22 protein-coding genes are annotated in these 24,128 nt (G+C 71.2%); 10 read left to right on the top strand and 12 right to left on the bottom strand.

Annotated features, from left to right (window positions below; all coding sequences use genetic code 11):
- Positions 1-7: 7 nt before the first annotated feature.
- From ACZ63E_RS37430 to ACZ63E_RS37405, 6 genes are all read right to left on the bottom strand, one after another.
- Positions 8-904, bottom strand: a complete 897-nt coding sequence (locus ACZ63E_RS37430) for a TauD/TfdA dioxygenase family protein (protein ID WP_465341053.1) — start codon at positions 902-904, stop codon at positions 8-10.
- Positions 901-2,214, bottom strand: coding sequence for an LLM class flavin-dependent oxidoreductase (locus ACZ63E_RS37425; protein ID WP_465341052.1), 1,314 nt, complete (start codon positions 2,212-2,214; stop codon positions 901-903). Before ACZ63E_RS37425 ends, ACZ63E_RS37430 begins: the two co-directional genes overlap by 4 nt.
- Positions 2,211-3,053, bottom strand: a complete 843-nt coding sequence (locus ACZ63E_RS37420; RefSeq protein ID WP_465341051.1) for an ABC transporter permease — start codon at positions 3,051-3,053, stop codon at positions 2,211-2,213. The genes ACZ63E_RS37425 and ACZ63E_RS37420 overlap by 4 nt, the downstream gene beginning before the upstream one ends.
- Complete coding sequence (locus ACZ63E_RS37415; RefSeq protein ID WP_465341050.1) at positions 3,050-3,823, bottom strand: ABC transporter ATP-binding protein; 774 nt, start codon at positions 3,821-3,823, stop codon at positions 3,050-3,052. The genes ACZ63E_RS37420 and ACZ63E_RS37415 overlap by 4 nt, the downstream gene beginning before the upstream one ends.
- Complete coding sequence (locus tag ACZ63E_RS37410; protein WP_465341049.1) at positions 3,820-4,839, bottom strand: ABC transporter substrate-binding protein; 1,020 nt, start codon at positions 4,837-4,839, stop codon at positions 3,820-3,822. The genes ACZ63E_RS37415 and ACZ63E_RS37410 overlap by 4 nt, the downstream gene beginning before the upstream one ends.
- Before the next feature lie 101 nt (positions 4,840-4,940).
- Positions 4,941-6,134: an ROK family protein gene (locus ACZ63E_RS37405; protein ID WP_465341048.1), complete on the bottom strand. Its 1,194-nt coding sequence runs from the start codon at positions 6,132-6,134 to the stop codon at positions 4,941-4,943.
- A gap of 89 nt (positions 6,135-6,223) precedes the next feature.
- Here ACZ63E_RS37405 and ACZ63E_RS37400 point away from each other — a divergent pair, with 89 nt between their 5' ends.
- On the top strand, positions 6,224-6,559 hold the full coding sequence (locus tag ACZ63E_RS37400; protein WP_465341047.1) for an ArsR/SmtB family transcription factor: 336 nt from the start codon (positions 6,224-6,226) through the stop codon (positions 6,557-6,559).
- A 1-nt stretch (position 6,560) separates the two neighbouring features.
- Entirely contained in the window at positions 6,561-7,040 is a 480-nt protein-coding gene (locus tag ACZ63E_RS37395) for an SRPBCC family protein (RefSeq protein ID WP_465341046.1), read from the top strand.
- On the opposite strand, the gene ACZ63E_RS37390 is transcribed toward ACZ63E_RS37395, so the two are convergent.
- Positions 7,009-7,974, bottom strand: a complete 966-nt coding sequence (locus ACZ63E_RS37390; protein ID WP_465341045.1) for a helix-turn-helix transcriptional regulator — start codon at positions 7,972-7,974, stop codon at positions 7,009-7,011. The genes ACZ63E_RS37395 and ACZ63E_RS37390 overlap by 32 nt on opposite strands.
- 53 nt (positions 7,975-8,027) lie before the next feature.
- On the opposite strand from ACZ63E_RS37390, the gene ACZ63E_RS37385 reads away from it, so the two are divergent.
- The 3 genes from ACZ63E_RS37385 to ACZ63E_RS37375 all read left to right on the top strand — a co-directional run bounded on the left by ACZ63E_RS37385 (position 8,028) and on the right by ACZ63E_RS37375 (position 13,484).
- Entirely contained in the window at positions 8,028-9,158 is a 1,131-nt protein-coding gene (locus tag ACZ63E_RS37385; protein ID WP_465341193.1) for an epoxide hydrolase family protein, read from the top strand.
- Between the two features lie 71 nt (positions 9,159-9,229).
- A complete protein-coding gene (locus ACZ63E_RS37380; RefSeq protein WP_465341044.1) occupies positions 9,230-12,235 on the top strand; it encodes an ATP-binding protein in 3,006 nt (1,001 codons plus the stop codon).
- Between the two features lie 31 nt (positions 12,236-12,266).
- Entirely contained in the window at positions 12,267-13,484 is a 1,218-nt protein-coding gene (locus tag ACZ63E_RS37375; protein WP_465341042.1) for an FAD-dependent monooxygenase, read from the top strand.
- A gap of 19 nt (positions 13,485-13,503) precedes the next feature.
- Here ACZ63E_RS37375 and ACZ63E_RS37370 read toward each other — a convergent pair whose 3' ends face one another.
- The 3 genes from ACZ63E_RS37370 to ACZ63E_RS37360 all read right to left on the bottom strand — a co-directional run bounded on the left by ACZ63E_RS37370 (position 13,504) and on the right by ACZ63E_RS37360 (position 16,380).
- The gene (locus ACZ63E_RS37370) at positions 13,504-15,147 is read right to left on the bottom strand and encodes an SNIPE associated domain-containing protein (RefSeq protein ID WP_465341040.1); all 1,644 of its coding nucleotides are present in this window, start codon (positions 15,145-15,147) and stop codon (positions 13,504-13,506) included.
- A gap of 325 nt (positions 15,148-15,472) precedes the next feature.
- Positions 15,473-15,907 (bottom strand): DUF5655 domain-containing protein, encoded by a 435-nt coding sequence (locus tag ACZ63E_RS37365; protein ID WP_465341039.1) that lies wholly within the window; start codon positions 15,905-15,907, stop codon positions 15,473-15,475.
- Entirely contained in the window at positions 15,904-16,380 is a 477-nt protein-coding gene (locus ACZ63E_RS37360) for a MarR family winged helix-turn-helix transcriptional regulator (protein WP_465341037.1), read from the bottom strand. Before ACZ63E_RS37360 ends, ACZ63E_RS37365 begins: the two co-directional genes overlap by 4 nt.
- 214 nt (positions 16,381-16,594) lie before the next feature.
- On the opposite strand from ACZ63E_RS37360, the gene ACZ63E_RS37355 reads away from it, so the two are divergent.
- Entirely contained in the window at positions 16,595-17,212 is a 618-nt protein-coding gene (locus tag ACZ63E_RS37355) for a DUF4142 domain-containing protein (protein ID WP_465341035.1), read from the top strand.
- On the opposite strand, the gene ACZ63E_RS37350 is transcribed toward ACZ63E_RS37355, so the two are convergent.
- Positions 17,196-17,768, bottom strand: a complete 573-nt coding sequence (locus tag ACZ63E_RS37350; protein WP_465341033.1) for a TetR/AcrR family transcriptional regulator — start codon at positions 17,766-17,768, stop codon at positions 17,196-17,198. The genes ACZ63E_RS37355 and ACZ63E_RS37350 overlap by 17 nt on opposite strands.
- A 92-nt stretch (positions 17,769-17,860) precedes the next feature.
- Between ACZ63E_RS37350 and ACZ63E_RS37345 the strand changes: the two genes are divergently transcribed.
- Positions 17,861-19,015, top strand: a complete 1,155-nt coding sequence (locus tag ACZ63E_RS37345; protein ID WP_465341031.1) for an FAD-dependent oxidoreductase — start codon at positions 17,861-17,863, stop codon at positions 19,013-19,015.
- Between the two features lie 16 nt (positions 19,016-19,031).
- Here ACZ63E_RS37345 and ACZ63E_RS37340 read toward each other — a convergent pair whose 3' ends face one another.
- Entirely contained in the window at positions 19,032-20,834 is a 1,803-nt protein-coding gene (locus ACZ63E_RS37340; protein ID WP_465341029.1) for a sigma-54-dependent Fis family transcriptional regulator, read from the bottom strand.
- A 169-nt stretch (positions 20,835-21,003) separates the two neighbouring features.
- On the opposite strand from ACZ63E_RS37340, the gene ACZ63E_RS37335 reads away from it, so the two are divergent.
- The 3 genes from ACZ63E_RS37335 to ACZ63E_RS37325 all read left to right on the top strand — a co-directional run bounded on the left by ACZ63E_RS37335 (position 21,004) and on the right by ACZ63E_RS37325 (position 24,113).
- Positions 21,004-21,252: a hypothetical protein gene (locus ACZ63E_RS37335; protein WP_465341027.1), complete on the top strand. Its 249-nt coding sequence runs from the start codon at positions 21,004-21,006 to the stop codon at positions 21,250-21,252.
- Positions 21,253-21,396: 144 nt separating this feature from the next.
- Complete coding sequence (locus ACZ63E_RS37330) at positions 21,397-23,049, top strand: ferritin family protein (RefSeq protein ID WP_465341025.1); 1,653 nt, start codon at positions 21,397-21,399, stop codon at positions 23,047-23,049.
- A 20-nt stretch (positions 23,050-23,069) separates the two neighbouring features.
- On the top strand, positions 23,070-24,113 hold the full coding sequence (locus ACZ63E_RS37325; RefSeq protein WP_465341023.1) for an FAD-binding oxidoreductase: 1,044 nt from the start codon (positions 23,070-23,072) through the stop codon (positions 24,111-24,113).
- Positions 24,114-24,128 lie beyond the last annotated feature (15 nt).

Raw genomic sequence — 24,128 nt, 5'->3', positions numbered from 1 at the left:
CCCCGGCTCACGCCACCGAGGTGTAGTGCGAGGCGTCGCCCTCCAGCGACTCGCTCGCCCGGCCGTCGATCCCCACCGGGATGTCGCCGGCCACCGTCACCCGGTTGAGCCGCCGCGGCAGGCCGTCGTAGTTGTCGATCGCGTAGTGCTGGGTGATCCGGTTGTCGAACAGCACCAGCTGGTTCGGCTCCCACGCCACGCGCACGACGTTCTCCGGCCGCGTCACGTAGGACTGCAGCAGCCGCAGCAGGTCCCGCGACTCGCTCACCGACAGGCCTTCGATCCGCTGCGCGAAGCCGCCGATGTACAGCCCGCGCTCGCCGGTGACCGGGTGCACCCGCACGACCGGGTGCACGGTCCGGTACTTGCGCGAGACGAACTGCGTGCGCCGGGCCTGTTCCTTGTCGTCCACCGTTTCCGGCGGCTGGACGTAGTCGTAGTCGTTGGTGTGCACCGCGCGCAGCGTGTCCGCGAAGGCCCGCAGCGGCTCCGGCAGGTCGCGGTAGGCCGCCGCGGAGTTCGCGATCAGCGTCTCCCCGCCGTAGGGCGGCACCACGAGGCTGCGCAGGGTGCTGGCCTTCGGCGGGTTGAGCACGAAGGTGACGTCGGTGTGCCAGTGGTTGGCGCGCCCCTGCTCGCTGTCCACCGGCAGGATCGTCGGCGCGCCGTCGACGGCGGGCACGGTCGGGTGCGCCTTGGTCAGCTCGCCGAAGCGCGCGGCGAACCGCTGCTGTCCTTCGTCGTCGAGCGTGACGTTGCGGAACACGAGCGCCTTGTGCTCGTGCAGGGCGTCGGCGAGGAACGCCACCTGGGCCGCGTCCAGGTCGCCGGCGGGGTCGACACCGACGATCTCGGCGCCGATCCTCCCGGTGAGCTTGCGGACGTCGGTGCTGAGGGTGGTCATGCGGGCTCCTTCACTCGGTTGCGGTTGACGGGACGCGCGAGGCCGTAGTGCTCGCGCAAGGTGGCGCCGGAGTACTCGGTGCGGAACAGCCCGCGCCGCTGCAGCTCCGGCACGACGAGGTCGACGAAGTCGTCGAGCCCGCCGGGCAGGGTGGGTGGCATGACGTTGAAGCCGTCCGCGGCGCCGCCGGTGAACCAGGCCTCCAGCTCGTCGGCCACCTGGACGGGAGTGCCGGCGAAGACGCGGTGCCCGCGGCCGCCGGCCAGACGTTCGAGCAGCTGCCGGATGGTCAGGTCCTCGCGCCGGGCCAGGCCGACGACCAGCTCGAACCGGCTCTGCCCGCCTTCGGTGAAGCTGCCCACGTCGGGCAGCGGGCCGTCCAGCGGGTAACCGGTGACGTCGTGGTCGAGCATCTTCGACAGCTGCCGCAGCCCGTAGTCCGGTGTGATCAGCGCGTTCAGTTCGGCTTCCCGCTGACGCGCTTCGGCTTCGGTGCGGCCGAGGATCGGCGAGATGCCGGGGAGGATCTTGATCTCGTCTGGTGTGCGGCCGTACTTCGCCAGGCGGCCCTTGACGTCGTCGTAGAACGCCTTGCCCTCGGCGAAGGTCTGCTGCGCGGTGAAGACGGCTTCGGCGTGGCGGGCCGCGTACTCCTTGCCGGTTTCGGACGAGCCCGCCTGCACCAGCAGCGGGTGACCCTGGGGCGGGCGTTCGATGTTGAGCGGCCCGCGGACCTGGAAGTGCTCGCCGTCGTGCGCGATCGGCCGGATCCGGTCGGTGTCGGCGTAGACGCCGGTCTCGCGGTCGACGATCGCGGCGTTGTCGTCCCAGCTGTCCCAGAGCTTCTTGACGACGTCGACGAACTCCTCGGCCCGGTCGTACCGCGCGTCGTGGGACGGGCGCTTGGCCAGGTTGAAGTTCCGGGCCTCGTCGATGCCGGCCGAGGTGACGATGTTCCAGCCCGCGCGGCCGCCGGAGAGGTGGTCGAGCGAGGCGAACTTCCGGGCCAGGTGGTACGGCTCGTTGTACGTCGTGGACGCGGTCGCGATCAGTCCGATGTGGACCGTGGACGCGGCGAGCGCCGAAAGCAGCGTCAACGGCTCGAAGTGGCTGTGGGAGTTGTGCTTCACGTTGCCCCACAGCGCGACGCCGTCGGCGAGGAACAGCGAGTCCAGCTTGCCGCGCTCGGCGGTCCGGGCGATGTCGGCGTAGTGCTGCAGCGTCCGGGCCCGGTGCGGGTCGGTCGACGGGTGCCGCCAGGCGGCTTCGTGGTGGCCGTTGGGCATCACGAACGCGTTGAGATGCATCATTGAGACTCCTTGGGACGCCAGGTGGAAAACCGCCGCTCGAGGACGACAAAACCCTGGTTGACGAGCACTCCGAGCACCGAGACCGCGATGATCCCGGCGTACATCTGCTGGATCTGGAAGTTCACCTGGCTGGTGTTGATGAGGTAACCGAGCCCGGCCTTCGCGCCGACCATCTCGGCAGCCACCAGCACCAGGATCGAGTAGGACGCCGCCATGCGGATGCCGGTGAACACCGTCGGCACCGCCGAGGGGAGGATCACCTTCCGGAACAGCCGCGGGCTGGACAGGCCGAGCGAGCGGGCCGCCTTGATCAGCAGCGGGTCGACCGTGTTCACCCCGGCGATCGTGTTGAGCAGCACCGGCCACACGCACGCGTAGACGACCAGCGTGACCTTCGACAGCTCGCCGATGCCCAGCAGCAGCGTGAACACCGGGAGCAGCGCCAGCGCGGCGGTGTTGCGGGCGAGCTCCAGTAGCGGCTGCAGGAACCGCGCGACCGGCCGGTACCAGCCGATCAGCAGCCCGAGCGGCACCGCGACGGCCACGGCGATGGCGAACCCGGCGGCCGAGCGCCCGACGCTGGCCAGCAAGTGGTCGGCGAGCTGGCCGTCGAGCACGAGGTCCCAGAGGGCCTGCAGGTCTTCGGACAGCGGCGGCAGGAACGTCCGGGTGCCTTCGTCGAGCACGAACCGGGGGACCAGCTCCCAGAGCGCGACGAACAGCACGATCGCGGCCGAGCCGTGCACCGCGCGGGTCAGCTTCTTCGTGAACCGCCGTGGTTTCGGCGGTGGAGCCGTGGGTCCACTGTGGACGAGTGGCGCTTCGAGGGTGGTGGTCATCCGAGGACGCTCCGTTCGTGTTCGGCCGCCTTGCGGACCTCGTCGTGCAGCAGCTCCCACAGCCGGTGGCGCTGCCGCCCGAACGCCGGGTCGGACCGGACGTCCCCGGTGCGGTCGCCGAGGTCGACGTCGACGACGGCCTTGAGCCGCCCGGGCCGCGACGTCAGCACGGCGACCCGCTGCCCGAGGTAGACGGCTTCGTCGATGCCGTGGGTGATGAACACGATCGTCTTGCCGGTGCGGCGCCAGATCCGCAGCAGCTCGTCCTGCAGCTGCTCGCGGGTCTGCGCGTCGAGAGCGGCGAACGGCTCGTCCATCAGCAGCACGGCCGGGTCGTAGGCGAGGCTGCGGGCGATCGCAACCCGCTGTTTCATCCCGCCGGACAGCTCGTGCGGGTAACGGTCCTCGAAGCCGGAAAGCCCGACCAGGGCGAGGAACTCGCGTGCCCGGTCCGCCCGCTGCCGCTTGCCGAGCGGGCCGCCTTCGAGGCCGAACTCGACGTTGGCGCGGGCGGTGCGCCACGGGAACAGCGCGTACTGCTGGAAGACGACCCCGCGGTCGAGGCCGGGGCCGCGCACCGGCTCGCCGTTGATGAGCACCTCGCCGGACGTCGGCGTGGTGAGCCCGCCGAGGAGGTCGAGCAGCGTCGACTTGCCCGACCCGCTCGGCCCGACGAGGGACAGGAAGGTGCCTTCGGCGACGTCGAGCGTGACGTCGTCGAGTGCGGTCAGCTCGCCGAAGGTCTTGGTGACGGACCGGATGCCGATCACTTGGTCACCGCCGGGGCGCCGTCGCGGTAGGGGTTGAACTCGTTGGTGTAGAGCTTCGAGGTGTCGATCTTCTCGCCCTTGATGTAGCCCTGCTGCTTCAGCCACGGCTCCCACAGCGTGTAGTCCTGGTCGGAGATGAGCCCGCCGCGGGTGATGCCGACGCTCTTCCAGTACTTGAGGGTGCCGGTGTTCTCGTTGCGGCCGCGGGCGTTGATGATCTTGGTGAACCGCGCGATCACCTCTTCGCGCGGGGTCGTGCGCTCCCACTCGATCGCCTTCGCCACCGCGGAGACGAAGATCTTCGTGGTCTCCGGGTACTTCTTGATGAAGTCGGTGCGCAGCACGTACGGGCCGCCGTTGTAGGGGCCGAACGCCTGGACGTCGCTGAACAGGGCGCGGACCCCGCCGGCGGCGAGGGCGTGGTCCTGCAAAATGCCCTGCAGGGCAACAACGTCGAGCTGGCCGTTGCGCAGCGCCTGCTCGGCGTTCACCGGCGGGATGACCACGAGCTGGACCTGCTTGATCTCGTCGTCGGACAGGCCCTGCTTCTTCAGCCAGGTGTCGAGCGCGGCCTCCAGGTTGGCGCCGGCCGTGTTGACGCCCACCTTCTTGCCGACCAGGTCGCGGGCCGTCCGGATCGGACTGTCCTCTTTGGCGTAGTAACCGATGAACGCCTGGTCGTCGGACCCGTAGTAGTTGACGACCGCCTTGACCGGCGCCCCGGCTTCGACGAGCTTGACGACGGCGCCGGTGAAGGCGCCGCCGAAGTCGGTCTGGTCGGTGGCCGCGGACTGGATGTCCTGCGGGCCGCTGATCGTGTTGCCGACCCACTTCAGCTTGACCGGGCCGAAGTAGCCCAGGTCTTCGGCGAGCTCGGGCAGGGTGACGGAGTTCGCGCTGCCCTGGTAGCGCAGTTCGAGTTTCTCGGGTTGCCCGGGCGCGCCGGTGGCCGTCGCCGACGCGCAGCCGGTCAGCAGCACCGCGGCCGCGGCGAGGAGGGGCAGGATCTTCTTCACGGTGGTTTCGTCCGTTCCGGGATTCGGCGGGGATGCCTCGATTGTTCGGGGCGGCCGAGCGGACGGTCAATTTTGCGAGTTTCTGAATTAACTCGGGAGGTTCACGAGGCGTGGGAGAGTTCGGAGAGCAGCGGCCCGAGCGGGTCTTCGTAGAGGAGGTCGAGCAGGACCGCGCCGCCGGCCGTGGCCAGCTCGGTGCCCGGGAAGCTCGTAGCCACAACGGTTTCCGCGCTGTCAAGGCGGCGGGACCGCCGGCCGACCTCGTCCCGGATGGCGGGAAGGCAGCCGGGCACCCCGGCTACGCTCCGGTCGACCACCACGAGCACGGCCGGGTTGAGGACGTCGAGCAGCAAGGCGCCCGCCTGACCGATGAGCCGGGCGCGATCGTGGAACAACCGCACCGCCGCGGAATCGCCGTGTGCGGCGAGCGCGAGCAGTTCCGGAAAGGGCATCCCGGCTTTGCGCGCGATGGTCGCTTCCGAGACGGTGGCTTCGAGGCAGCCGGTGCGCCCGCACCGGCACGCCTCCGTGCTGTCGTCGACCGGCAGGTGCGCGACCGCGCCCGCGGCCGAGCGCGGCCCGTGGTGCACGGTGCCGCCGGTGGCGAACGCGGCGTCGACCACGTTGCCGGTGAACAGCTGAACGACGCTCTCCCGCGCACGCGGATGCCCGAAGAGCTGCTCGGCGTGCACCAACGAGCGCGCGTGCCCGTCGACCGCGACGGTGAGCCCCGTGCTTTCGGCCAGCAGGTCCCGCACCGGCACGTCTTTCCAGTCCAGCAGCGGGTGTTCGACGACGGTGCCGGACTCGCGGTCGACCCAGCCGCCGGTGGCCACGCCGAGCCCGAGCGGCTCGCGGTCCGGCGCGTGCCCGAGCAGCAGGTCGTCGAGGATCTCCGCGGACCGGGCGAGCAGGTCTTCGGCGGCCAGGCCGTCGTGCGGTTCTTCGTGCTGCACCAGGACGTTCCCGCGCAGGTCGAGCAGCGCGACGGTCGCGTGGTGCACGGCCAGGTGCAGCGCCCCGGCGACGTGCCGCCCGGTGTCGAGGTCGACGGGCACGTGCGGCCGCCCGACGTTCCGCCGCGGTTCGGCTTCGGGCAGTTCGCGCAGCAGCCCGCGCCGCAGGAGCTCGCCGGCGTGCCCGCTGACCGCGGCGGCGGACAGCCCGGTCCGCCGCGCGACGGTGCTGCGCGCGATCGGCCCGCCGTCGAGGACCGCCCGCAGGACGGCGCTGGCACTGGCGCTGCGCCGGGCGCCGCGCGCGTCCGTCCTCTGTGGACCGCCGGCCCCCGTCATGGCCTGATGGTGGCAGACGCCGGGGTGTCCGCCCAGCGTGCCCAGGATGTGGGTGTTGACGCATACCCATATCGGCATATGATGGCGGCGTGGCACGAGCAGCAACAACGACCGACACCTTCAACGCCGTCGCCGAACCCTGGCGGCGGCAGATCCTCGACGTCCTCATGGCCGGCGAGCGGTCGGTCGGCGACCTCGTCGACGCGCTCGGGCTCGCGCAGCCGCAGGTGTCCAAGCACCTGCGCGTCCTGCGGGAGGTAGGCGCCGTGGACGTGCGCGGGGCCGGCCGGCAGCGGCTCTACCGGCTCAACGGGCCCGCGCTCAAACCCATCCACGACTGGGTCAGCCGCTACGAGCGGACCTGGTCGGAACGCTTCGAGCTGCTGGACGACGTCCTCGAAGAACTCAACGAACAGGAGCAGTGACGTGGAGATCACCACCCCCGCCGACGACCGGATCCTCATCACCCGGGAGTTCGCCGCGCCGAAGCACCTCGTCTACCGCGCGTGGACCACGCCGGAGCTGGTGAAACGCTGGTGGGCCGGGCACCGGGGCACGACCACGAAGGTCGAGCTGGACCTGCGGCCCGGCGGCCGCTGGCGGTACGTCCTCAAGACCAACGACGGCGCCGAGGTGGGCTTCCACGGGGAGTACCGCGAAGTCGTGCCGGAGGAGAAGATCGTCTACACCGAGGTGTTCGAGCTGCCCGGGGTCGACCTCGACTCCGTCGACGGGCCGCTCAACACCGCCACCTTCACCGCCCTCGACGGCGACCGGACGCGCCTGGAGCTGCTGACCGAGACCGGGAGCAAGGAGCTGCGCGACGTCATCCTCGGGTCCGGCATGGAGGTCGGCGTCCGGGAGCAGATGGTGCTCATCGAGGAGCTGGCGAACTCCCTGCGCTAGCCCGCAGGAACCGGGCGCCCACCCGGGCCAGCTCGGCGGCCAGCGCCGGCGCGTCGAGCACCTCGAAGTCCACTTCGAGCAGCCCGAGGTACAGCGCCAGCATCGGCGCGTGGTCGGAGCCGACCTCGGCGACACAGCGATCCGGCCCCTCGGCGGTCACCTCGACGGCCATCGGGAGGCGGGCCCGCACCTGCTCGGCCGGCGCGTGGAACCGCACCTTCGCGTGGAACCGCCAGGTCGCGGCGCCCACGCTGCGCTGCACGAACTGGGCGACGTCACCCTCCGGCGCCTCGCGCGGGGTGAACCGCGGCCCGTTCGGCACCCGCGGGGTCATCCGGTCGACGCGGAACGTGCGCCAGTCTTCGCGGCCGGTGTCCCAGGCGACGAGGTACCAGCGCCGGCCCCAGCTGACCAGCCGGTGCGGCTCGACGTCGCGGCGGCCGGCCGCGCGGTCGTGGCTGGTGTAGTCGAACCGCAGCCGCTCGGCGGCCCGGATCGCCGAAGCGATCGCGGTCAGCACGCCGGCGTCGACGGCCGGGCCGGCGCCGGGCACCGAGACCGTCGCCGCCTCCAGCGCCTGCACCCGATGCCGCAGGCGCGACGGCAGCACCTGCTCGAGCTTGGCCAGCGCCCGCACCGACGTCTCGCCGATGCCGGCGACCCCCGTGGCTGTGCGCAGGCCGACCGCGACGGCCACCGCCTCGTCGTCGTCCAGCAGCAACGGCGGCAGCTGTGCGCCGGCGCCCAGCCGGTAGCCACCCTGGACGCCGGGGGAGGCCTCGACGGGGTAGCCGAGGTCCCGCAGCTTGCCGATGTCGGTGCGGACGGTGCGCGGGGTGACGTCGAGCCGCTCGGCCAGGTCGGCGCCGGTCCAGTCGCGCCGCGTTTCGAGCAGCGACAGCAACCGCAGCAGGCGGGCGGAGGTCTGCAACATTTTCCGAGCATCGCACGAATCGCGGAAGAAAGCCTTCCGCAATGGTTCCTACCGTGGTGCTCATGACGAACTCCTTCCGGATCGACATCCCGCAGACCGACCTCGACGACCTGCACCGGCGCCTCACCGAAGCCCGGTTCGCCGACCCCGTGCCCGGCGACGAGCCGGACTGGTCCCGGGGCATCCCGGCCGCCGTCGTGCGAGAGCTGGCCGAGTACTGGCGCGACGAGTACGACTGGCGGGCCCAGGAAGCGGCGATCAACGCGGTCCCGCAGTTCACGACCGTGATCGACGGCCAGACGATCCACTACCTGCACGTCCGGTCGCCCCGCGCCGACGCGATGCCGCTGCTGCTCACCCACGGGTATCCCAGCTCCTTCGCCGAGTTCCTCGACGTGATCGGCCCGCTGACCGAGGCCGGCCCGGACGCGTTCCACGTCGTCGTGCCGTCGGTGCCCGGCTTCGGGTTCTCGACGCCGCTGAGCGGGCCGGGCTGGGAGCTGGCGCGGACCACCGACGCCTTCGCCGAGCTGATGACCCGCCTCGGCTACGACCGCTTCGCCGCGCAGGGCGGGGACATCGGCGCCGGTGTCACCGGACGGCTCGCCGCGCTGTACCCGGAGCGCGTGATCGGCACCCACGTGAACAGCGACCGCGGCACCATCGCGCTGGCGGGGGAGCAGCTGCCGCTGCCGCCGGACCTGACCGAGCCCGAGCAGGCCGAGCTGGACGCGGCGCGCGAAGCGTGGAAAGCCGGACGCGGTTACCTGGACCTGCAGTCCCACCAGCCCGAGACGCTCGCCGCCGGGCTCACCGACTCCCCGGTCGGCCAGCTGGCGTGGATCGCGGAGAAGTTCGAGGCGTGGACGAACGCGTCCGGCGGGATCGCGCGCGACCGGCTCCTGACGACGGTGAGCCTGTACTGGTTCACCCGCAGCGGCGCGACCGCCGCCCGCTTCCTCTACGAAGCCGCCCACGCCGCGCACGGCTGGCTCGCGCCGTCGGACGTCCCGGCGGGCTGGGCGGTGTTCGACTCCTCCCCGGTGGTCCGCCGGATCATGGACCCGGAGGAGAAGATCGAGCACTGGTCGGACTTCGCCGCGGGCGGCCATTTCGCGGCGATGGAGGAGCCGGAGCTGCTGGTGGCCGACATCCGGGCGTTCTTCCGCACGCTTCGGGGGTGAGCCGCGGGCCGCGAGCGGGCGGTTCGGCGGAAAGCCGTCCGCGACCGGCGTCGCCGGGTCAGAATCAGCGGGTGCAGTTCGCCATCCTCGGGCCGGTCGAAGCCCGCCGTCCCGACGGGACCCCGGTCGCCCTCGGCGGGCCGCAGCTGCGCGGGCTGCTCGCTTTGCTCGCCCTCGACGCCGGGCGGGTCGTCAGCGCCGAGCGGCTGATCGACGGTCTCCACGGCGAGCACCCGCCCGAGGGCGCCGCCGACGCCCTGCAGTCCCAGGTTTCCCGGCTCCGGCGGCGATTGCGGGACGGCGGCGCGCCCGACGGGCTCGTCGAGTTCACGCCCGCCGGGTACCGGCTGGCCGTCGAACCGCGGGCCGTCGACGTCCACCGGTTCGAACGGCTCACCGCCGAAGCGCGGGAGACACCCGATCCGGCCACCAAGCTCGAGCTGTTCGGCGAGGCGCTCGCGCTCTGGCGCGGCCCGGCGCTCGACGGGCTCGCGGACCCGCCGCGCGCGGCCCGGCTGGCCGAGCTGCGGCTGGCCGCGACCGAGGACCGCGTCGAAGCCGGGCTCGCGCTCGGCCACCACGAGCGGCTGGTCGCCGAACTGCGTGAGCTCACCGAGGAACATCCGCTGCGGGAGCGGCTCGCCGCCCAGCTCGTCCGGGCCTTGCACGGCAGTGGACGTCCGGCCGAAGCCCTCGCCGTGTTCGCGGAAATCCGGGAGCGCCTCGCCGACGAGCTCGGCGCGGACCCGTCACCGGAACTCGCGGACGCGCACGTCGCCGTCCTGCGGGCCGCCGCGCCCGCGCCGGCGCGGCGGGTCCCGGTGCCGCTCACCGGGTTTGTCGGCCGGACGGAGCTCGACCGGCTGACCGCGGCCCTGCGTGACGCCCGGCTCGTGACGCTCACCGGGCCCGGCGGCGCGGGGAAGACCCGGCTCGCCGTCGAAGCCGCGGCCGGCGAAACCGGCGAAGTGTGCTTCGTCGAGCTGGCCACGACGACCGACGTCCCGCGAGCCGTGCTCGCCGCGCTGGGCCTGCGGGAACAGGGTGTGCTCGCGCCGGGCGCGCCCGCGGATCCGGCCGACCGGCTGGTCGCCGGGTTGACCGACCGGCCGCTGCTGCTGGTTCTCGACAACTGCGAACACGTCGTCGCCGGGGCCGCCACCCTGGTCCGGCGGCTGCTCGGCGAGTGCGCCGGGCTGCGGGTGCTCACCACCAGCCGGGAGGCGCTCGGCCTGACCGGCGAAACGCTGGTGCCGGTCGGCGCGCTGCCCGCCGAAGCCGCCGAACGGCTGTTCAGGGACCGGGCCGCGGCGGTGGCCGGTGGTCAGGAACCCGATCCCACGGCGGTCACGCGGATCTGCACCGCCCTCGACGGTCTCCCGTTGGCGATCGAGCTCGCCGCCGCGCGCCTGAAGTCGATGTCCGCGGCCGACGTCGCCGCCCGGCTCGGCGAGCCGTTCCGGCTGCTGTCCCGCGGGGAGCGGACCGCCGAGCCGCGGCACCGGACGCTGCGCGGGGTCGTCGAGTGGAGCTGGGACCTCCTCGAGCCGGACGAACAGCGGCTCGCCGGCCGGTTCGCGGTGTTCACCGGCGGCGCCCGGCTCGACGCGGTCGAGCGGGTCTGCGACGTCCCCGACACCGACTTCGTGCTCACCGGCCTGGTCGAGAAGTCCCTCGTCGAGTTCGCCGGCGGCCGCTACCGGATGCTCGAGACGATCCGCGCGTTCTGCGCCGAGCAGGGTGACGACCGGCGCGAGGCGCACGCGAAGTACTTTCTCGACCTCGCCCGCGCTGCCGAACCGAAACTGCGCGGCGCGGACCAGCTGACCGCCTTGGCCGAACTGACCGCTGAGCACGCCGACCTCCACGCGGCTTTGCGCTGGAGCGTCGAGCACGCGCCGGACGTCGCGCTGCGGCTTCTCGCGGCGCTCACCTGGTACTGGTGGCTACGCGGCCTGCGCGGCGAGGCGGCGCTGTTCGCGGACGCCGTGCTCGCCGCCGTCGGGCCCGAGCCGCCGCCCGGGCTCGTCGAGGAGTACGTCCTGTGCGTGATCCACGCGTCGGACACCGACGTCGAGATCGAGCCGATCCTGGCCGCCCACCCCGGCCCGCTGCGGTACCCGTACCTCTTCCTGCTGTGGGCGTTTTCCCCGCGTACCAAGGTGAAGGAGGGTGAACGGCTGGCGGCGCTCGTCGGCGACGACGCGTGGTCGCGCGCGTTCACCCGGGTCGGCGACGGCCTCGGCGCGCAGTACCGCGGCCGGGTCGCCGAAGCCGAGACGCACTTTTCGGCGGCGCTGGACGGGTTCCGCACCCTCGGTGACCGCTGGGGTGAGGCGAGCGCGCTGGAGAAGCTCGCGGAGTTCGCCGACTGGCGCGGTGAGCACGCGCGGTTCCGCGAGCTGATGGACGAGTCCGTCCGGCTGGCCGGTGAGCTCGGAGCCGGCGAAGACGCCGCCGACCTGCTCTGCCGCCGCGCCGACGGGGTGCTCCGGGCCGGGGACGCCGAGGCCGCCCGTGCCGACTACGAAGCCGCCGCCGAGCAGGCCCGCGCGGCCGGGACACCGGTGATGCTGGCCCGGGCCCGCGGCGGGCTGGGGGAGATCGCGCGGCGCGCGGGTGACCCGGCGGCGGCCCGGCACTGGTACACCTCGGCGCTCGCGCTGCCCGCGGGCCCGGTGACCGGCGGCGAGACGCGGATCCGCCTCTACACCGGTTTCGGCTGGACCGCGGCCGCCGAGGGTGAGCTCGACGAAGCGACCGAGCTGCACCAGGAGGCGCTGGCGACGGCGCTCGACCACGTGAACCTGCCCGGTGCGGCGCAGGCGGTCGAAGGACTGGCCGGGGTGCTCGCCGCCCGGGCCGATGACCACCGGGCCGCGTTCCTGCTCGGGGCCGCCGTCGGGCTGCGCGGCGCGCCGGTCACCGGGGACGCCGACGTCGCCGCGGTGACCGAACGCGTGCGGGCCCGCATCGGCGCCGAGGCTTACGCCGAAGCCTTCGACCGCGGCCGCGAGATGCCCCCTGAGCAGGCACTTCAGGAGTTCGGTCAGCGGCGGTTCGCGCTCGGTTCGTGAGCGGTTGGCGGCCGCGCCCAGAGTTCGGGGCATGACGAAGAACATCCTGATCTCCGGCGCCAGCGTCGCCGGCCCCGCCCTCGCCTTCTGGCTGCACCGCCACGGCTTCCGCGCCACCGTCGTCGAGCGGGCCCCGAGCTTGCGCGAAGGCGGCTACAAGGTCGACATCCGCGGGGTCGCCGTGGACGTCGTGCGCCGGATGGGCCTGCTGGAGCACGTGCACGCGGCGAGCACCGACATGCAGGGCGCCGCGTTCGTGAACAAGCGCGGCAAGGAGCTCGCGACGCTGGACGCCGACACGTTCGGCTTCCGCCACGGCGACGACACCGAGATCCTGCGCGGCGACCTCGCGAAGATCCTCTACGCCGCGACCCGCGACGACACCGAGTACGTCTTCGGCGACTGGGTCACCGGCCTCGAGGAGCGCGCGGACGGCGTCCACGTGACGTTCGCCCACGGCTCGCCGCGCCGGTTCGACCTGGTGGTCGGCGCGGACGGCCTGCACTCCGGCGTTCGCGCGCTGGCGTTCGGTCCGGAGGAGGACTTCCTGCGCCGGTTCGACGCCTACATCTCGATCTCGACCGTGCCCAACAGTTTCGACCTGGACCGCTGGGAGCTGCTGCACTCGGCGGCGCCGGGCAAGATGGTCAACGTCTACAGCACCGCCCGCGCCGACGACGCGAAGGCCGCGTTCTGGTTCTCCGCGCCGCCGCTGTCCTACGACCGCCGTGACGTCGAGGGCCAAAAGGACCTCGTGGCCGGCCAGTTCGCGGGGCTGGGCTGGGCGATCCCGGAGCTGCTGGAAGCCATGCGCTCGGCGGGCGACTTCTACTTCGACCCGGTCTGCCAGATCGTCATGGACCACCTGTCGACCGGCCGCGTGACCCTGCTGGGCGACGCGGGTTACTGCGCGTCCCCGGCATCGGGCCAGGGCACGAGCCTGGCGTTGGTGGGAGCGTACGTCCTGGCGGGGGAACTGGCGGCGTCGGACGACTTCGCGACGGCGTTGTCCCGGTACGAGACCGAGATGCGGCCGTACATCGAGAAGAACCAGGCGCTGGCGAAGACGGCGCTGCGCGGGATCATCCCGCAGTCCCGGGCGTTCGCGTGGTTCAACACCCGGATGATCAAGCTGATGCCCCACCTCCCGGGGCGCAACCGGGTGCTTGAGCAGATGTCCCGCCCGATTCGGGAGGCGGCGAATGCTGTGGTTTTGAAGGACTATCCGCTCAACGCGGGCAAGCGGTGACCGACGTACCCGCCGCAGCCTACTGAGCTGCGGCGGGGAGCAACCCGTGGAGGCTGCCGGTCCCGGCGAGCTGCCGACTAGATCGCCATTCCTGAGCCTCGGGCTCCTGCACGTAGTCGACGAGGTTGTCCCGGAGGCCCAACTCTTCGAGTATCTCGAGGATCTCATTGGGAGTTGCGTAGAAGAACTCCCGTCTGAGATTGACTCTGTTGACCCGCCGGTCCGCGAGGTGCTGGTGCAGCCGGGTCTCGAGGCTGACCGCGTCGGCGTCGAAGATCTTCGCGTGGACGTCGAACCTGAACGGCACGGATGCGTCGCCCAGCTCTCGCACGCGCTCGAGTGGGTCGAGTCGTCTCGTCAGGCCGATCTTGACGACCCCCTCCCCGAAAGAGCCGATGTTGGAGATCACGTACACCCATCCGGTGCGGATGTTGGCCTCGCGCTCTTCGACGCCTCTGATCGCTTCATCGAGTTCGTCAAGCTTCGCCTGGGCCGCAGTGGTCTTGGCCTCGTCACCGGACTCCGCCCACTTGCGCATCGCTGTCTGCCAGTGGGCCTGTTCCTTGCTCAGCCGGGCCTTCTCGCGTTCGAATTCGCGTTGGGCCTGCTGTTCGTCTCGCTGCCGCTCCCGCTCGGCTCTGATCCGTTCCTTCTCCTGCTCGGCCATCGCCAGGTGATCGGCGGTAAGGTCAAGTTCCTCCAGCCGCATCCGGTGGTAGCCGGCGGAGATGTTGATGTTCATGGTCTTGCCGAGCCGGGAGATCACGTCCCGTGTCTTGGTGAGGCGGTCCTTGGCCGAGTCCAAGCGGTACGGGCGCATCGACCGGACACAGTTGTCGGCCTCGGCGTTGTACGCGCGCAACATCAGCTTCGAAAAGTCGCGGATCATCCGCTGCCCTTCGACCGCGGAGCCGTTGACGGTCCAGTCGGTGCTCGCGGTGATGGCGTGGTTGTTCTTCGCGGAGATCTTGATCGAGTCCTTGAGACGTTGCAGGGCAGCCTTGTAAGCGACGGCGTCCGCCAACCGGTGCCGGAAGTCGTAGATGCCCGCTTCCTGGAGCAACGTGATCTCTTTGGTTTCGACGATCTCGGCGCGAAGTGTTTTCAGCCTTCCGCCGGCCTCGTCGATCTGCTGCCGGACAGCCGCCAGTTCTGCCTCGGCCGCAACCTTGCTTCGCTCGCGGGCTTCCTCCTGGGTCTGCCGGTCACGGGTCAGCTGGTCGAGAGTACGGCGCATCGACTCGATTTCCTGCGCGAGCGCGACTGCGTCTTTACCTCGAAGCTCGTCATAGCTCGCGGAGAGATCTCGCAGCCGAGTCGACAGCGCGGAGTTCCGGGCGGTGCCGGCGCGGACCTGGCGAGCCAAGTCGTCAGCCTTCGCGGTCTCGGCTCGTAGCGCCGCCGACGTCTGGTCCGTGAGCAACCGCGCCGCGGCGAGTTCCGCCTCGGTCGTCCGCAGCAGTTTCCGGGCTCCGAACAACCCAGGACGTCCATGCGGCGCAGCGACGGCGGGGGACTGCGCCTGCGGATCCGTGTCGGGTAACCACAATTGCCAATCCTTCGGCAATGCCGGCCAGTCGAGTGGCGGCCGCCAGCCCTGGGGAGGCGTCCATCCGGGAGGAAGATCGGGCCAGTTCGGCGGCGGGTTGAACCGGTACCTCATGCCGTTCAGCTCCTCCCTGGCGTCGCATCGTGGCGTCTGCATCGTGGTCGGAGGCGGATCGGAGCTTGTTACGACGGCTACCTCAATCGTTATCGGCGCGTTGGCGGCAATACCTCGTCAAAGGCGAGAAGACCGCGATGCACCGCACGGAGAATATGCGCCCCGCCTAAGCGCTGTGCGTTCATCGCCACCTCCGCCAGCTCTTCGCAATCACGCACATCCGGGCGCCGCTGTCGCCCGGCAACTCGGCGAGGTCCGCGTGATGAGCCCGGGGGAGCACGAACGCCGCCGGAGTGCGGCCGGCGCCCCGACCGTCGCGGGTGGATCAAGCGATCTCGAACGCGACCGTCAGCCACTCGCGCACGTCGTCGTCCACATCGGACACCATGCGCAGGCTCAGCTTGTGTCCCACGCGGGGGCCGCTCGCCCAGCTCGCCGGGGCGATCCGCGCCGTCTCCAGTGGGTAGGGCAGCCACAGGTACACGAGGACGTCGCGTGAGCGCGGGCGCAGCTCGGCCAGCTTCCGATCGCGCTTGAGGAACACCCCCACCTTGACGGCGTCCTCGTGGACGTCGCCCAGGGTGCGCAGGTGTGCGACGACCGCGTCGTAGACCTCGCGCTGCCAGGGGGCGCGGCCGGCGAACGTCTCGTCGACCGTGCAGCCCGGGACGCACGTGTGGCCCTGGCCGGCGCGGGCGAACTCGCGGTCGCACTGCGGGCACGTCCAGCGGGTCGGCATGCCGTCCAGGATGGCACTCACAGCGGGACCGGGCCGAGCGCGGGGATCGTCGCGGCTGCCTGGACCAGGCGCCGGGCCGCTGTGGCCGCCGTCTTCCGCTGGCCAGGGGGCAGGCGGTCGAGCAGCTCGCCCAACGCCGCGTGCCGCCGGTCGAGGATCCGCGTCACCAGCTCGCGCCCGGCCGTGGTGACCTCCAGGGTCACGACGCTCCGGTTGCGCGCGTCGCGGCCGCGGACCACGTACCCGAACGCCTCCAGCCGGTCGGCCAGCCGGGTCACCGACGACGCGTTCACGCCCATCGCCGCCGCGAGCCGTGAGCTCGGGACCCGGCCGAGGCGGTCGAGGATGAGCAGCAGCCGTGTCTGCGGGAACGACACCTCCGGCGGCGCCGCGTGCGCGCACTCCCACGCGATGCCGACCAGGACCAGGGTGAGGCCGTCCAGGGCTTCGACGTCCGGGTCGGCGCCCGGCTCCGCGGTTTCGAGGGTTTGCATGACGCAATACTTGCCAACCGCAAGAGCATCGGTCAAGATGGGTCACCCCGGCGCTCGCCGGGCCGTCCGGCCGGATCGGCCGCCCTTCCTCGTGCCTCCACTGTGGACTGTGGAAAACCGTTGGCGCGCAACAAAAATAATCGAGATTCCGGTGAACTCCGCCACGACGGGAGCCGTAGTGCCCGGTACACGCCCGTCGTCAGAAGGAGGAACGATGCCGGATCACCGTGGCCTGAAGGCCAGCGCCCAGACCGCCCCCGGGTCGACGCAGGCGCAGGTCCCGGCCTACGGCCACACCATGGCGGGCATGCAGGCGGGCTCGGTGGCGGAAGCGAACGTCGCCGGCGCTGGGCCAGTGACCGAGCTGGACAAGACGTTCCTGGTCAAGGTGCGCCAGGCGGGCCTGTGGGAGATGCCCGCCGGTGACCTGGCGCAGACCCACGCCAGCAGCGACGCGGTGAAACGCGCCGGGCTGCACCTGCTGGACGGGCACTCCCACCTCGACCAGCTCGTCCGCGAAGACGCGAAAATGCTCGGCGTCACGCTGCCCGACCTGGCCGGCGCCGAGCAGCAGGGCTGGGTCCGGCAGCTGACCGCCGCCCAGGGGCTCGAGTTCGACAAGCTGTTCGTGAACCTGCTGCGCGCCTCGCACGGCAAGATCTTCGCGACCATCGCCGAGGTCCGGGCCGGCACGCAGAACGACGTCATCCGCCGGCACGCGACGCAGGCGAACCAGACGGTGCTCGACCACATGAACGTCCTGGAGGACACCGGCCTGGTCGACCCGCAGACGATCGCCGACGTCGCGGCGGCGGTCAACCCGCCGAAGTGACGCCCGACAGGTGGCGCTGCACGGTCGGCGCGATCTCGGCGACGATCTCCGCCGGGGTCAGCGCCACCACCGGCGGCAGGCGCAGCACGTACCGGGTGAGCGCCAGGCCGAACAGCTGGCTCACGATCAGGCCCGCGCGGCGCGGGGCGTCGGCCGGGTTGCCGAACCGCAGGACCGCGGGGGTGACCTGGCCGGCGAACACGTCGCGGATCTTCTCGACGACGGCGTCGTCCGCGACGGCCGAGCGCAGCAGCGTCAGCAGGATCTCGTCGGTCGGCGGCTGCTCCCACAGCACGAGGAACTGCCGGGTCAGCAGTTCGCCGACCGTGTCCGGGTCGGCGGCGGCCAGGTCCGGCAGGTCGAGCTCGACGTCGACGGCCGCGGCGAACAGGCCGTCCTTGCTGCCGTAGTAGCGCATCACCATCGACGGGTCGATGTCCGCGTCGGCGGCGATCGCGCGGATCGTCGCGCGGCGGAAGCCGTCGGCGGCGAACCGGCGGCGCGCGGCCTCCAGGATGGTCGCCCGGGTGGCGTCCGAACGGCGAGGGGAGCTCATGTCAACAAGTGTAGGCCAACACTTGTTTACAAGCCAGGCGGACGGTGCTTACGTGGATGCCAACAGTTGTTGGCAACTATGGAGGAGCCGTCATGTTCCTGCCCGCCCGCACCGATGTCCTGGTCGTCGGCGGTGGCTCCGCCGGGCTCACCGCCGCGATCGCCCTCGCCGACGCCGGCGTCGACTTCGTGCTGCTCGACCGCCAGGCCGAGGGCGCGAACACCTCGCGGGCCTGCGTGATCCACGCCCGGACCCTGGAGGTGCTGGCCGAGCTCGGGGTCACCGAACGGCTGAAGGAGCTGGGTGTCGTCGTCCCGACGTTCACCGTCCGCGACGGCGCCACCGTGCTCGCCCGGATCGGGTTCGGCGACCTGCCCACCGAGTACCCGTACACGCTGATGGTGCCGCAGGACCGGACCGAAGCGGTGCTGCTCGAGCGGCTGCGCGAAGCCGGCGGCGACGTGCACCGCCCGTACGAGGTCACCGCGGTCGACGGCGACGACACGGGCGTCACGGTCACGACGACCGGCGGCGCCGTGCGCGCGAAGCACGTCATCGGCGCCGACGGCATGCACAGCACCGTGCGCGAGCAGGCCGGCATCGGCTTCACCGGGGCGAGCTACGCCGAGTCGTTCGTGCTGGCCGACGTCCGCATGAGCTGGCCGCTGGCACGCGACGAGGTCAGCCTGCACCTCTCGCCGGAAGGGGTCACGGTGGTCGCCCCGCTGCCCGGCGGCGACGACCACTACCGGGTGGTCGCGACGGTCGCCGAGGCCCCCGAGCACCCCGGGACCGCCGACATCCAGTCCATTGTGGACGAGCGCGGGCCGGAGGGCGCCCGCAGCCGGGTCACCGAGGTCGTCTGGAGCTCGCGGTTCCGGGTGCACCACCGGGTGGCCGACCACTACCGCGCGGGCCGGGTCCTGCTGGCCGGCGACGCGGCCCACGTGCACAGCCCGGCGGGCGGGCAGGGCATGAACACCGGCATCCAGGACGCCGTTGTGCTCGGCCGGCTGCTCGCCAGGGTCGTCGGCGGGGAGCCGGACGCGCTGCTGGACACCTACGAGACGACGCGTCGCCCGATCGCGACCGGCGTCGTGGCGTTCACCGACCGCATGACCCGGATGGCGACCCTGCGGCCCCGCCCGGCGCGCCTGCTGCGCAACACCGTGCTGAAGGCGGCGTTTTCGCTGCCGCCGGTGCGGGGGAAGCTCGCCCACCAGCTGGCGGAGCTGGACGCGCGCTGAGGGGCGGAGCCAGGGGTCAGCGGGTCGGCGGCACGATCCCGTACTCGTGGATCTTGCGGTAGATCGTCGCCCGCGAGATGCCGAGCAGCTTGGCCGCCCGCACCTTGTTCCCGTCGGCGTCTTCGAGGCACCGGACGATGGCGTCCCGCTCGATCGACTCGAAGCGGTTCAGCGGCCGCCGCGTGACGGCGTGGAACTCCGCGGGGAGGTCGCCCGGACGGATGGTGCCCGCCCGGCGGCGCTGGGCCACCTTGCGCAGCACCTGGTAGAGCTGCCCGGTGTTGCCCGGCCACTCCGCCCGCATCAGCAGGTGCAGCGCCGCCGCCGAACACGTGAGCCGGCCGCCGTAGCCCAGCTTGCTCAGCACCAGCGGCACCAGCTCGGCCAGGTCCTCGATGTGGTGGCGCAGCGGCGGCACGAGCACCGTCCGCGGGAACGACTTCAGCAGCTCGGCCAGCCTCGGCTCGGTCTCGGCCTCCGGCACCAGCGTCGCGACGACCCAGGGCGCGTCGGGCCGCTCCCGCAGTTCGCGCAGCACCGTCGCCAGCCCGTTCGCCGCCGGCGCCGGCAGGCGGTCGGCGTGGCGCACCACCAGCGTGCGGATCGGGGTTTCGGCGTGTTCGCGCAGCAGCGAGCTTGCCCAGTCGGGGCCCGTCGCCGTCGCCGCGTCGACGGTGAGCAGCCGGTCCGCCGGGTGGTGGCGCTGGTGCAGGCCCTTCGCGAGGGTGAGCTTGCCGGTGCCCGGCTCGCCCTCCAGCGCGACCCACTCGCCGCGCTGGTGGCCGGTGTCGAGGTCGTGCCCGCAGCGCAGCCACAGCGGCGCCGAGCCGACGACGCCCGGCAGGTACATCGGCAGCATCGGCGTCGACGCCGCGATCGTCTCCTCCGCCTCGATCAGCTTGACCGACAGCACACCGCCCGCGGTGTCGGTCTCCCGCTGGCCGGGGACGCGGCGGCAGAACACCCGCACCCGCAGGCCGCTGGAGAGGGCGAGCGTGGCCGACGTCCGGCGGCCGTCGGCCAGCGCCTCGGTGGCGTGGCTGAGCAGCACCGACTGGTCCGCCGGGTCGAGCAGCTGCCGGGCCCGGTCGTTCATCATCACGATGTCCTCGTTGAACGCGAGCACGATGCCGGTCCAGCGGCGGCAGGTCTGCAGGTAGGCCTGGAAGAGGATCATCTCCCGCAGGTCGCTGTGGCGCAGCAGCGCCTGCCGGATCTGCTCGGCGGTCGAGCGGGCCAGCGCGATGAGCAGGCCGCCCGCGTCCTTGTACCAGCAGGTGAGGTCGACGGCGCCGATCTTCTTGCCGGAGATCGGGTGGTGGATCGGGACGCCGGCGCAGGCGAGGTTCTCCAGGTGCTCGGCGTAGTGCTCGTGGCCGAACACCGTCGTCGCGCGGCCGTCCTCCAGCGCGGTGCCGATGCCGTTGGTGCCGACGGACTGCTCGCCGTAGCTGAACCCGGGCACCAGCTCGACGCGCTCGAGGTGCCGGCGCAGGTCGGCGTCGCCGGTCCGCTGGGTGAGCACCACGCCGCTGGCGTCGGTGAGGATGAGGCTGATCGGCTGGCCGTCGAACTGCTCGCCCAGCTTGTGGAGCACCGGCTCGGCGCCGCGCATCAGCGGGATGTCGAGGTTCTGGTCACCGTGGAACAGCGGGTCGATCCGCTCGGCCTGCACCTGGAACTCCTGCGACCGCCGCCAGGAGGCGAGGATCGTCTGCCGGACGGTTCCGGGGGGCACCGGTTCGGCGGTCAGGAAACGCACCCGGGTGCGGGCGAGCTCGTCGTCGGCGAGCAGGGTTCCGGGCGCGATGTCGTCCACGCGTGACCTCCATTTTCCCGCGGCCCACGTGGGTGCGGGCACACCCGTTGTGCCGCCCGTCCAGCCTAGAGCGCGTTGCGCCGCGGCGGTGTCTCAAATTGAGACGGCCGGGGCGCGCCGCCGGCGGTCGGATGGACCCGGAAGAGACCGCTGACCAGGAGGAGGGCCCATGGCCGCCGATGCCGCGGAGACCTACAACCCGTGGACGATCGTCAACCTGGTTTTCACGCATCTGGCCGAACAGGGGCTGCACCCGGTGTTCGGCGGGGAGGGACATCCGGGTGAGCCGGCCGCGGCGCTGCTGCGCGCCCTCGGGATCACCCCGACCGTGGAAGGGGACGCGCGCGTGCGTACCAGCGTCCACAGCGAGCTCGCCGAGCTGCGCGCCCGGGTGCTCGGCGGAGACGAAACGCCCTGAGCAGCGGTTCTGTCTCAGATTGAGACCCGCGTCACTCGCGGGCCCCCCTTGAATGGTGGACGCAGGACGTGCGCCCCGAATCCCCCGGCCGGGAGGGGAGCCGCTCGGCCGCCGTAGGCAGGAGCCACGGATAAGGAGTGATCCATGAGTCGCCAGAGTGTGGCGAAAGCCCATCAGAAGATCCAGGAACTGTCGTGGGAACCGGCGTACCACACCCCGGTTTCGCACTACGGGACCGACTACACCTTCCAGAAGGCCAAGAAGAAGGACCCGCTGAAGCAGGTCCTCCGTTCCTACTTCCCGATGCAGGAAGAAAAGGACCACCGGGTCTACGGCGCCGAAGACGGCGCGATCCGCGGCAACATGTTCCGGCAGGTGCAGGAACGCTGGCTGGAATGGCAGAAGCTGTTCCTGTCGATCATCCCGCTGCCGGAGATCTCGGCCGCGCGGGCGATGCCGCTGCTGTTCCGCACGGTGCCCAACCCGGAGCTGCACAACGGCCAGGCGATCCAGATGATCGACGAGGTCCGGCACTCGACGATCCAGCAGAACCTCAAGCGCCTGTACATGCAGAACTACATCGACCCGGCGGGCTTCAACTCGAGCCTGCGCAACTTCCAGAACGACTACTGCGGCACGATCGGCCGCCAGTTCGCCGAAGGTTTCATCACCGGTGACGCCATCACCGCGGCGAGCATCTACCTCACGATCGTGGCGGAGACGGCGTTCACCAACACGCTGTTCGTCGCCATGCCGGCCGAAGCCGCCGCGAACGGCGACTACCTGCTGCCGACGGTGTTCCACTCGGTGCAGTCCGACGAGTCCCGGCACATCAGCAACGGCTACGCGACACTGCTGATGGCGTTGTCGGACGAGAGCAACCACCAGCTGCTCGAACGCGACCTGCGGTACGCGTGGTGGAACAACCACGCCGTCGTCGACGCCGCGATCGGCACGTTCATCGAGTACGGCACCAAGGACCGCCGCAAGGACCGCGAGTCCTACGCGGAGATGTGGCGCCGCTGGATCTACGACGACTACTACCGGTCCTACCTCGTCCCGCTCGAGAAGTACGGGCTCGTGATCCCGCACGACCTCATCGAAGAGGCGTGGAACCGGATCTGGAACAAGGGCTACGTGCACGAGGTCGCGCAGTTCTTCGCCACCGGGTGGCTCGCCAACTACTGGCGCATCGACCCGATGACGGACGAGGACTTCGAGTGGTTCGAGTACAAGTACCCCGGGTGGTACGACAAGTACGGCAAGTGGTGGGAGAACTACGCCCGCCTCGCGACGCCGAACGGGCACCACCCGATCGTCGCCGAGGACGTCGACTACGTGTACCCGCACCGGTGCTGGACCTGCATGGTCCCGTGCCTGATCCGCGAGGACATGGTGGTCGACGAGGTCGACGGCCAGCACCGCACGTACTGCTCGGAGACGTGCCGCTGGACCGACGCCGAGGCGTTCCGGCCCACCTACCAGGGCCGCAACACCCCGAACATGGGCAAGCTGGTCGGCGCCCGCGAGTGGGAGACGCTCTACCACGGCTGGAACTGGGCCGACGTCGTCTCCGACATGGGCTTCGTGCGTGACGACGGCAAGACGATGGTCGCGCAGCCGCACCTGAACCTCGACCCCAAGAAGATGTGGACGCTCGACCACCTGCGCCGGATGCCGGAGGTGCAGTCGCCGAACGTGCTGCTGAACCAGATGTCCGCCGAGGAACGGGCCGCGTTCGTGGCCGACTACAACCGCCAGGGCCCGGCCGGGCGCCCGGCGCCGCAGACGGCCTGACCGCGTAGGAAGGGCCTGGCATGGCAGAGAAGCACCGCGTCCGGTTCGAGCCGGTCGGGATCGAGATCGACGTCGCCGAGGACCAGACGATCCTGCGCGCCGCCGCCGAGCAGGGCGTCATGCTCATGCACGGCTGCAAGGAAGGGCAGTGCGCGGCCTGCAAGTCGTTCATCCTCGACGGCGACGACGTCGAACACGACCGCTATTCGACCTTCGCGCTCCCCGACTACGAAAAGGAGGAAGGCTTCACGCTGCTGTGCCGGGCCCACGCCTACGAAGACCTGACCATCGAACTGCTCAACTACGACGAGGAGATGATCCAGTCCGGGCTCCCGATCCAGGAGGTCACGGTCGAGGTCGTCTCGAACGACAACGTCACGCACGACCTGCGTCACCTGGTCGTCAAGCTGGCGGACGCGGACCGGTCGCTGAAGTTCTTCCCCGGGCAGTACATGGACTTCGCGATCCCGGACACCGAGGAGTCCCGGTCGTTCTCCATGGCCAACACCTCGGCCCGCGAGGGCCTGCTCGAGTTCGTCGTCAAGATCTACCCCGACGGGCTGTTCTCCCGGTTCCTGGACACCGATGTCGCGGTCGGCGACCAGCTCCGGATCACCGGCCCGTTCGGGGTGTTCACCTTGCGGGACAACCCGAGCGCGGACCTGGTCTTCGTCGGCGGCGGGGCCGGGATGGCGCCGATCCTGTCGCTGCTGCGGTCCATGGCGGAACGCGGCATCGAGCGGAAGGCGACCTACTACTACGGCGCCCGCCGCGAGGCGGACCTCTGCTTCCACGCGGAACTGCGGGAGCTCGAGCAGAAACTGCCGAACTTCCGTTACGTCCCAGCGCTTTCCGAACCGGGTGACGACACCTGGGAGGGCGAGACCGGCCTGATCACCGACGTCCTGCGCCGGGCCGGCCTCGACCTGAAGGGCGCCGACGCCTACGTCTGCGGGCCGCCGCCGATGGTGGAAGCCGCGCTGGAACTGCTGCCCGCGCTCGGCGTCGCCGAAAAGCGCGTCTTCTACGACAAGTTCACCACCACGGGCGAATCCGACGCCTGAGACAGAGGACGGATC

The organism is Amycolatopsis sp. NPDC104819 (assembly GCF_055583145.1).
The sequence above is the reverse complement of the archived record's forward strand: the minus strand, read 5'-3'. Positions and strand labels throughout refer to the sequence as shown.

Coding starts and splice junctions, on each gene's coding strand:
- ACZ63E_RS37430 (WP_465341053.1), bottom strand. CDS start 904: ATGACCACCCTCAGCACCGACGTCCGCAAGCTCACCGGGAGGATCGGC.
- ACZ63E_RS37425 (WP_465341052.1), bottom strand. CDS start 2,214: ATGATGCATCTCAACGCGTTCGTGATGCCCAACGGCCACCACGAAGCC.
- ACZ63E_RS37420 (WP_465341051.1), bottom strand. CDS start 3,053: ATGACCACCACCCTCGAAGCGCCACTCGTCCACAGTGGACCCACGGCT.
- ACZ63E_RS37405 (WP_465341048.1), bottom strand. CDS start 6,134: ATGACGGGGGCCGGCGGTCCACAGAGGACGGACGCGCGCGGCGCCCGG.
- ACZ63E_RS37390 (WP_465341045.1), bottom strand. CDS start 7,974: ATGTTGCAGACCTCCGCCCGCCTGCTGCGGTTGCTGTCGCTGCTCGAA.
- ACZ63E_RS37375 (WP_465341042.1), top strand. CDS start 12,267: ATGACGAAGAACATCCTGATCTCCGGCGCCAGCGTCGCCGGCCCCGCC.
- ACZ63E_RS37370 (WP_465341040.1), bottom strand. CDS start 15,147: ATGAGGTACCGGTTCAACCCGCCGCCGAACTGGCCCGATCTTCCTCCC.
- ACZ63E_RS37360 (WP_465341037.1), bottom strand. CDS start 16,380: ATGCAAACCCTCGAAACCGCGGAGCCGGGCGCCGACCCGGACGTCGAA.
- ACZ63E_RS37355 (WP_465341035.1), top strand. CDS start 16,595: ATGCCGGATCACCGTGGCCTGAAGGCCAGCGCCCAGACCGCCCCCGGG.
- ACZ63E_RS37350 (WP_465341033.1), bottom strand. CDS start 17,768: ATGAGCTCCCCTCGCCGTTCGGACGCCACCCGGGCGACCATCCTGGAG.
- ACZ63E_RS37345 (WP_465341031.1), top strand. CDS start 17,861: ATGTTCCTGCCCGCCCGCACCGATGTCCTGGTCGTCGGCGGTGGCTCC.
- ACZ63E_RS37335 (WP_465341027.1), top strand. CDS start 21,004: ATGGCCGCCGATGCCGCGGAGACCTACAACCCGTGGACGATCGTCAAC.
- ACZ63E_RS37330 (WP_465341025.1), top strand. CDS start 21,397: ATGAGTCGCCAGAGTGTGGCGAAAGCCCATCAGAAGATCCAGGAACTG.
- ACZ63E_RS37325 (WP_465341023.1), top strand. CDS start 23,070: ATGGCAGAGAAGCACCGCGTCCGGTTCGAGCCGGTCGGGATCGAGATC.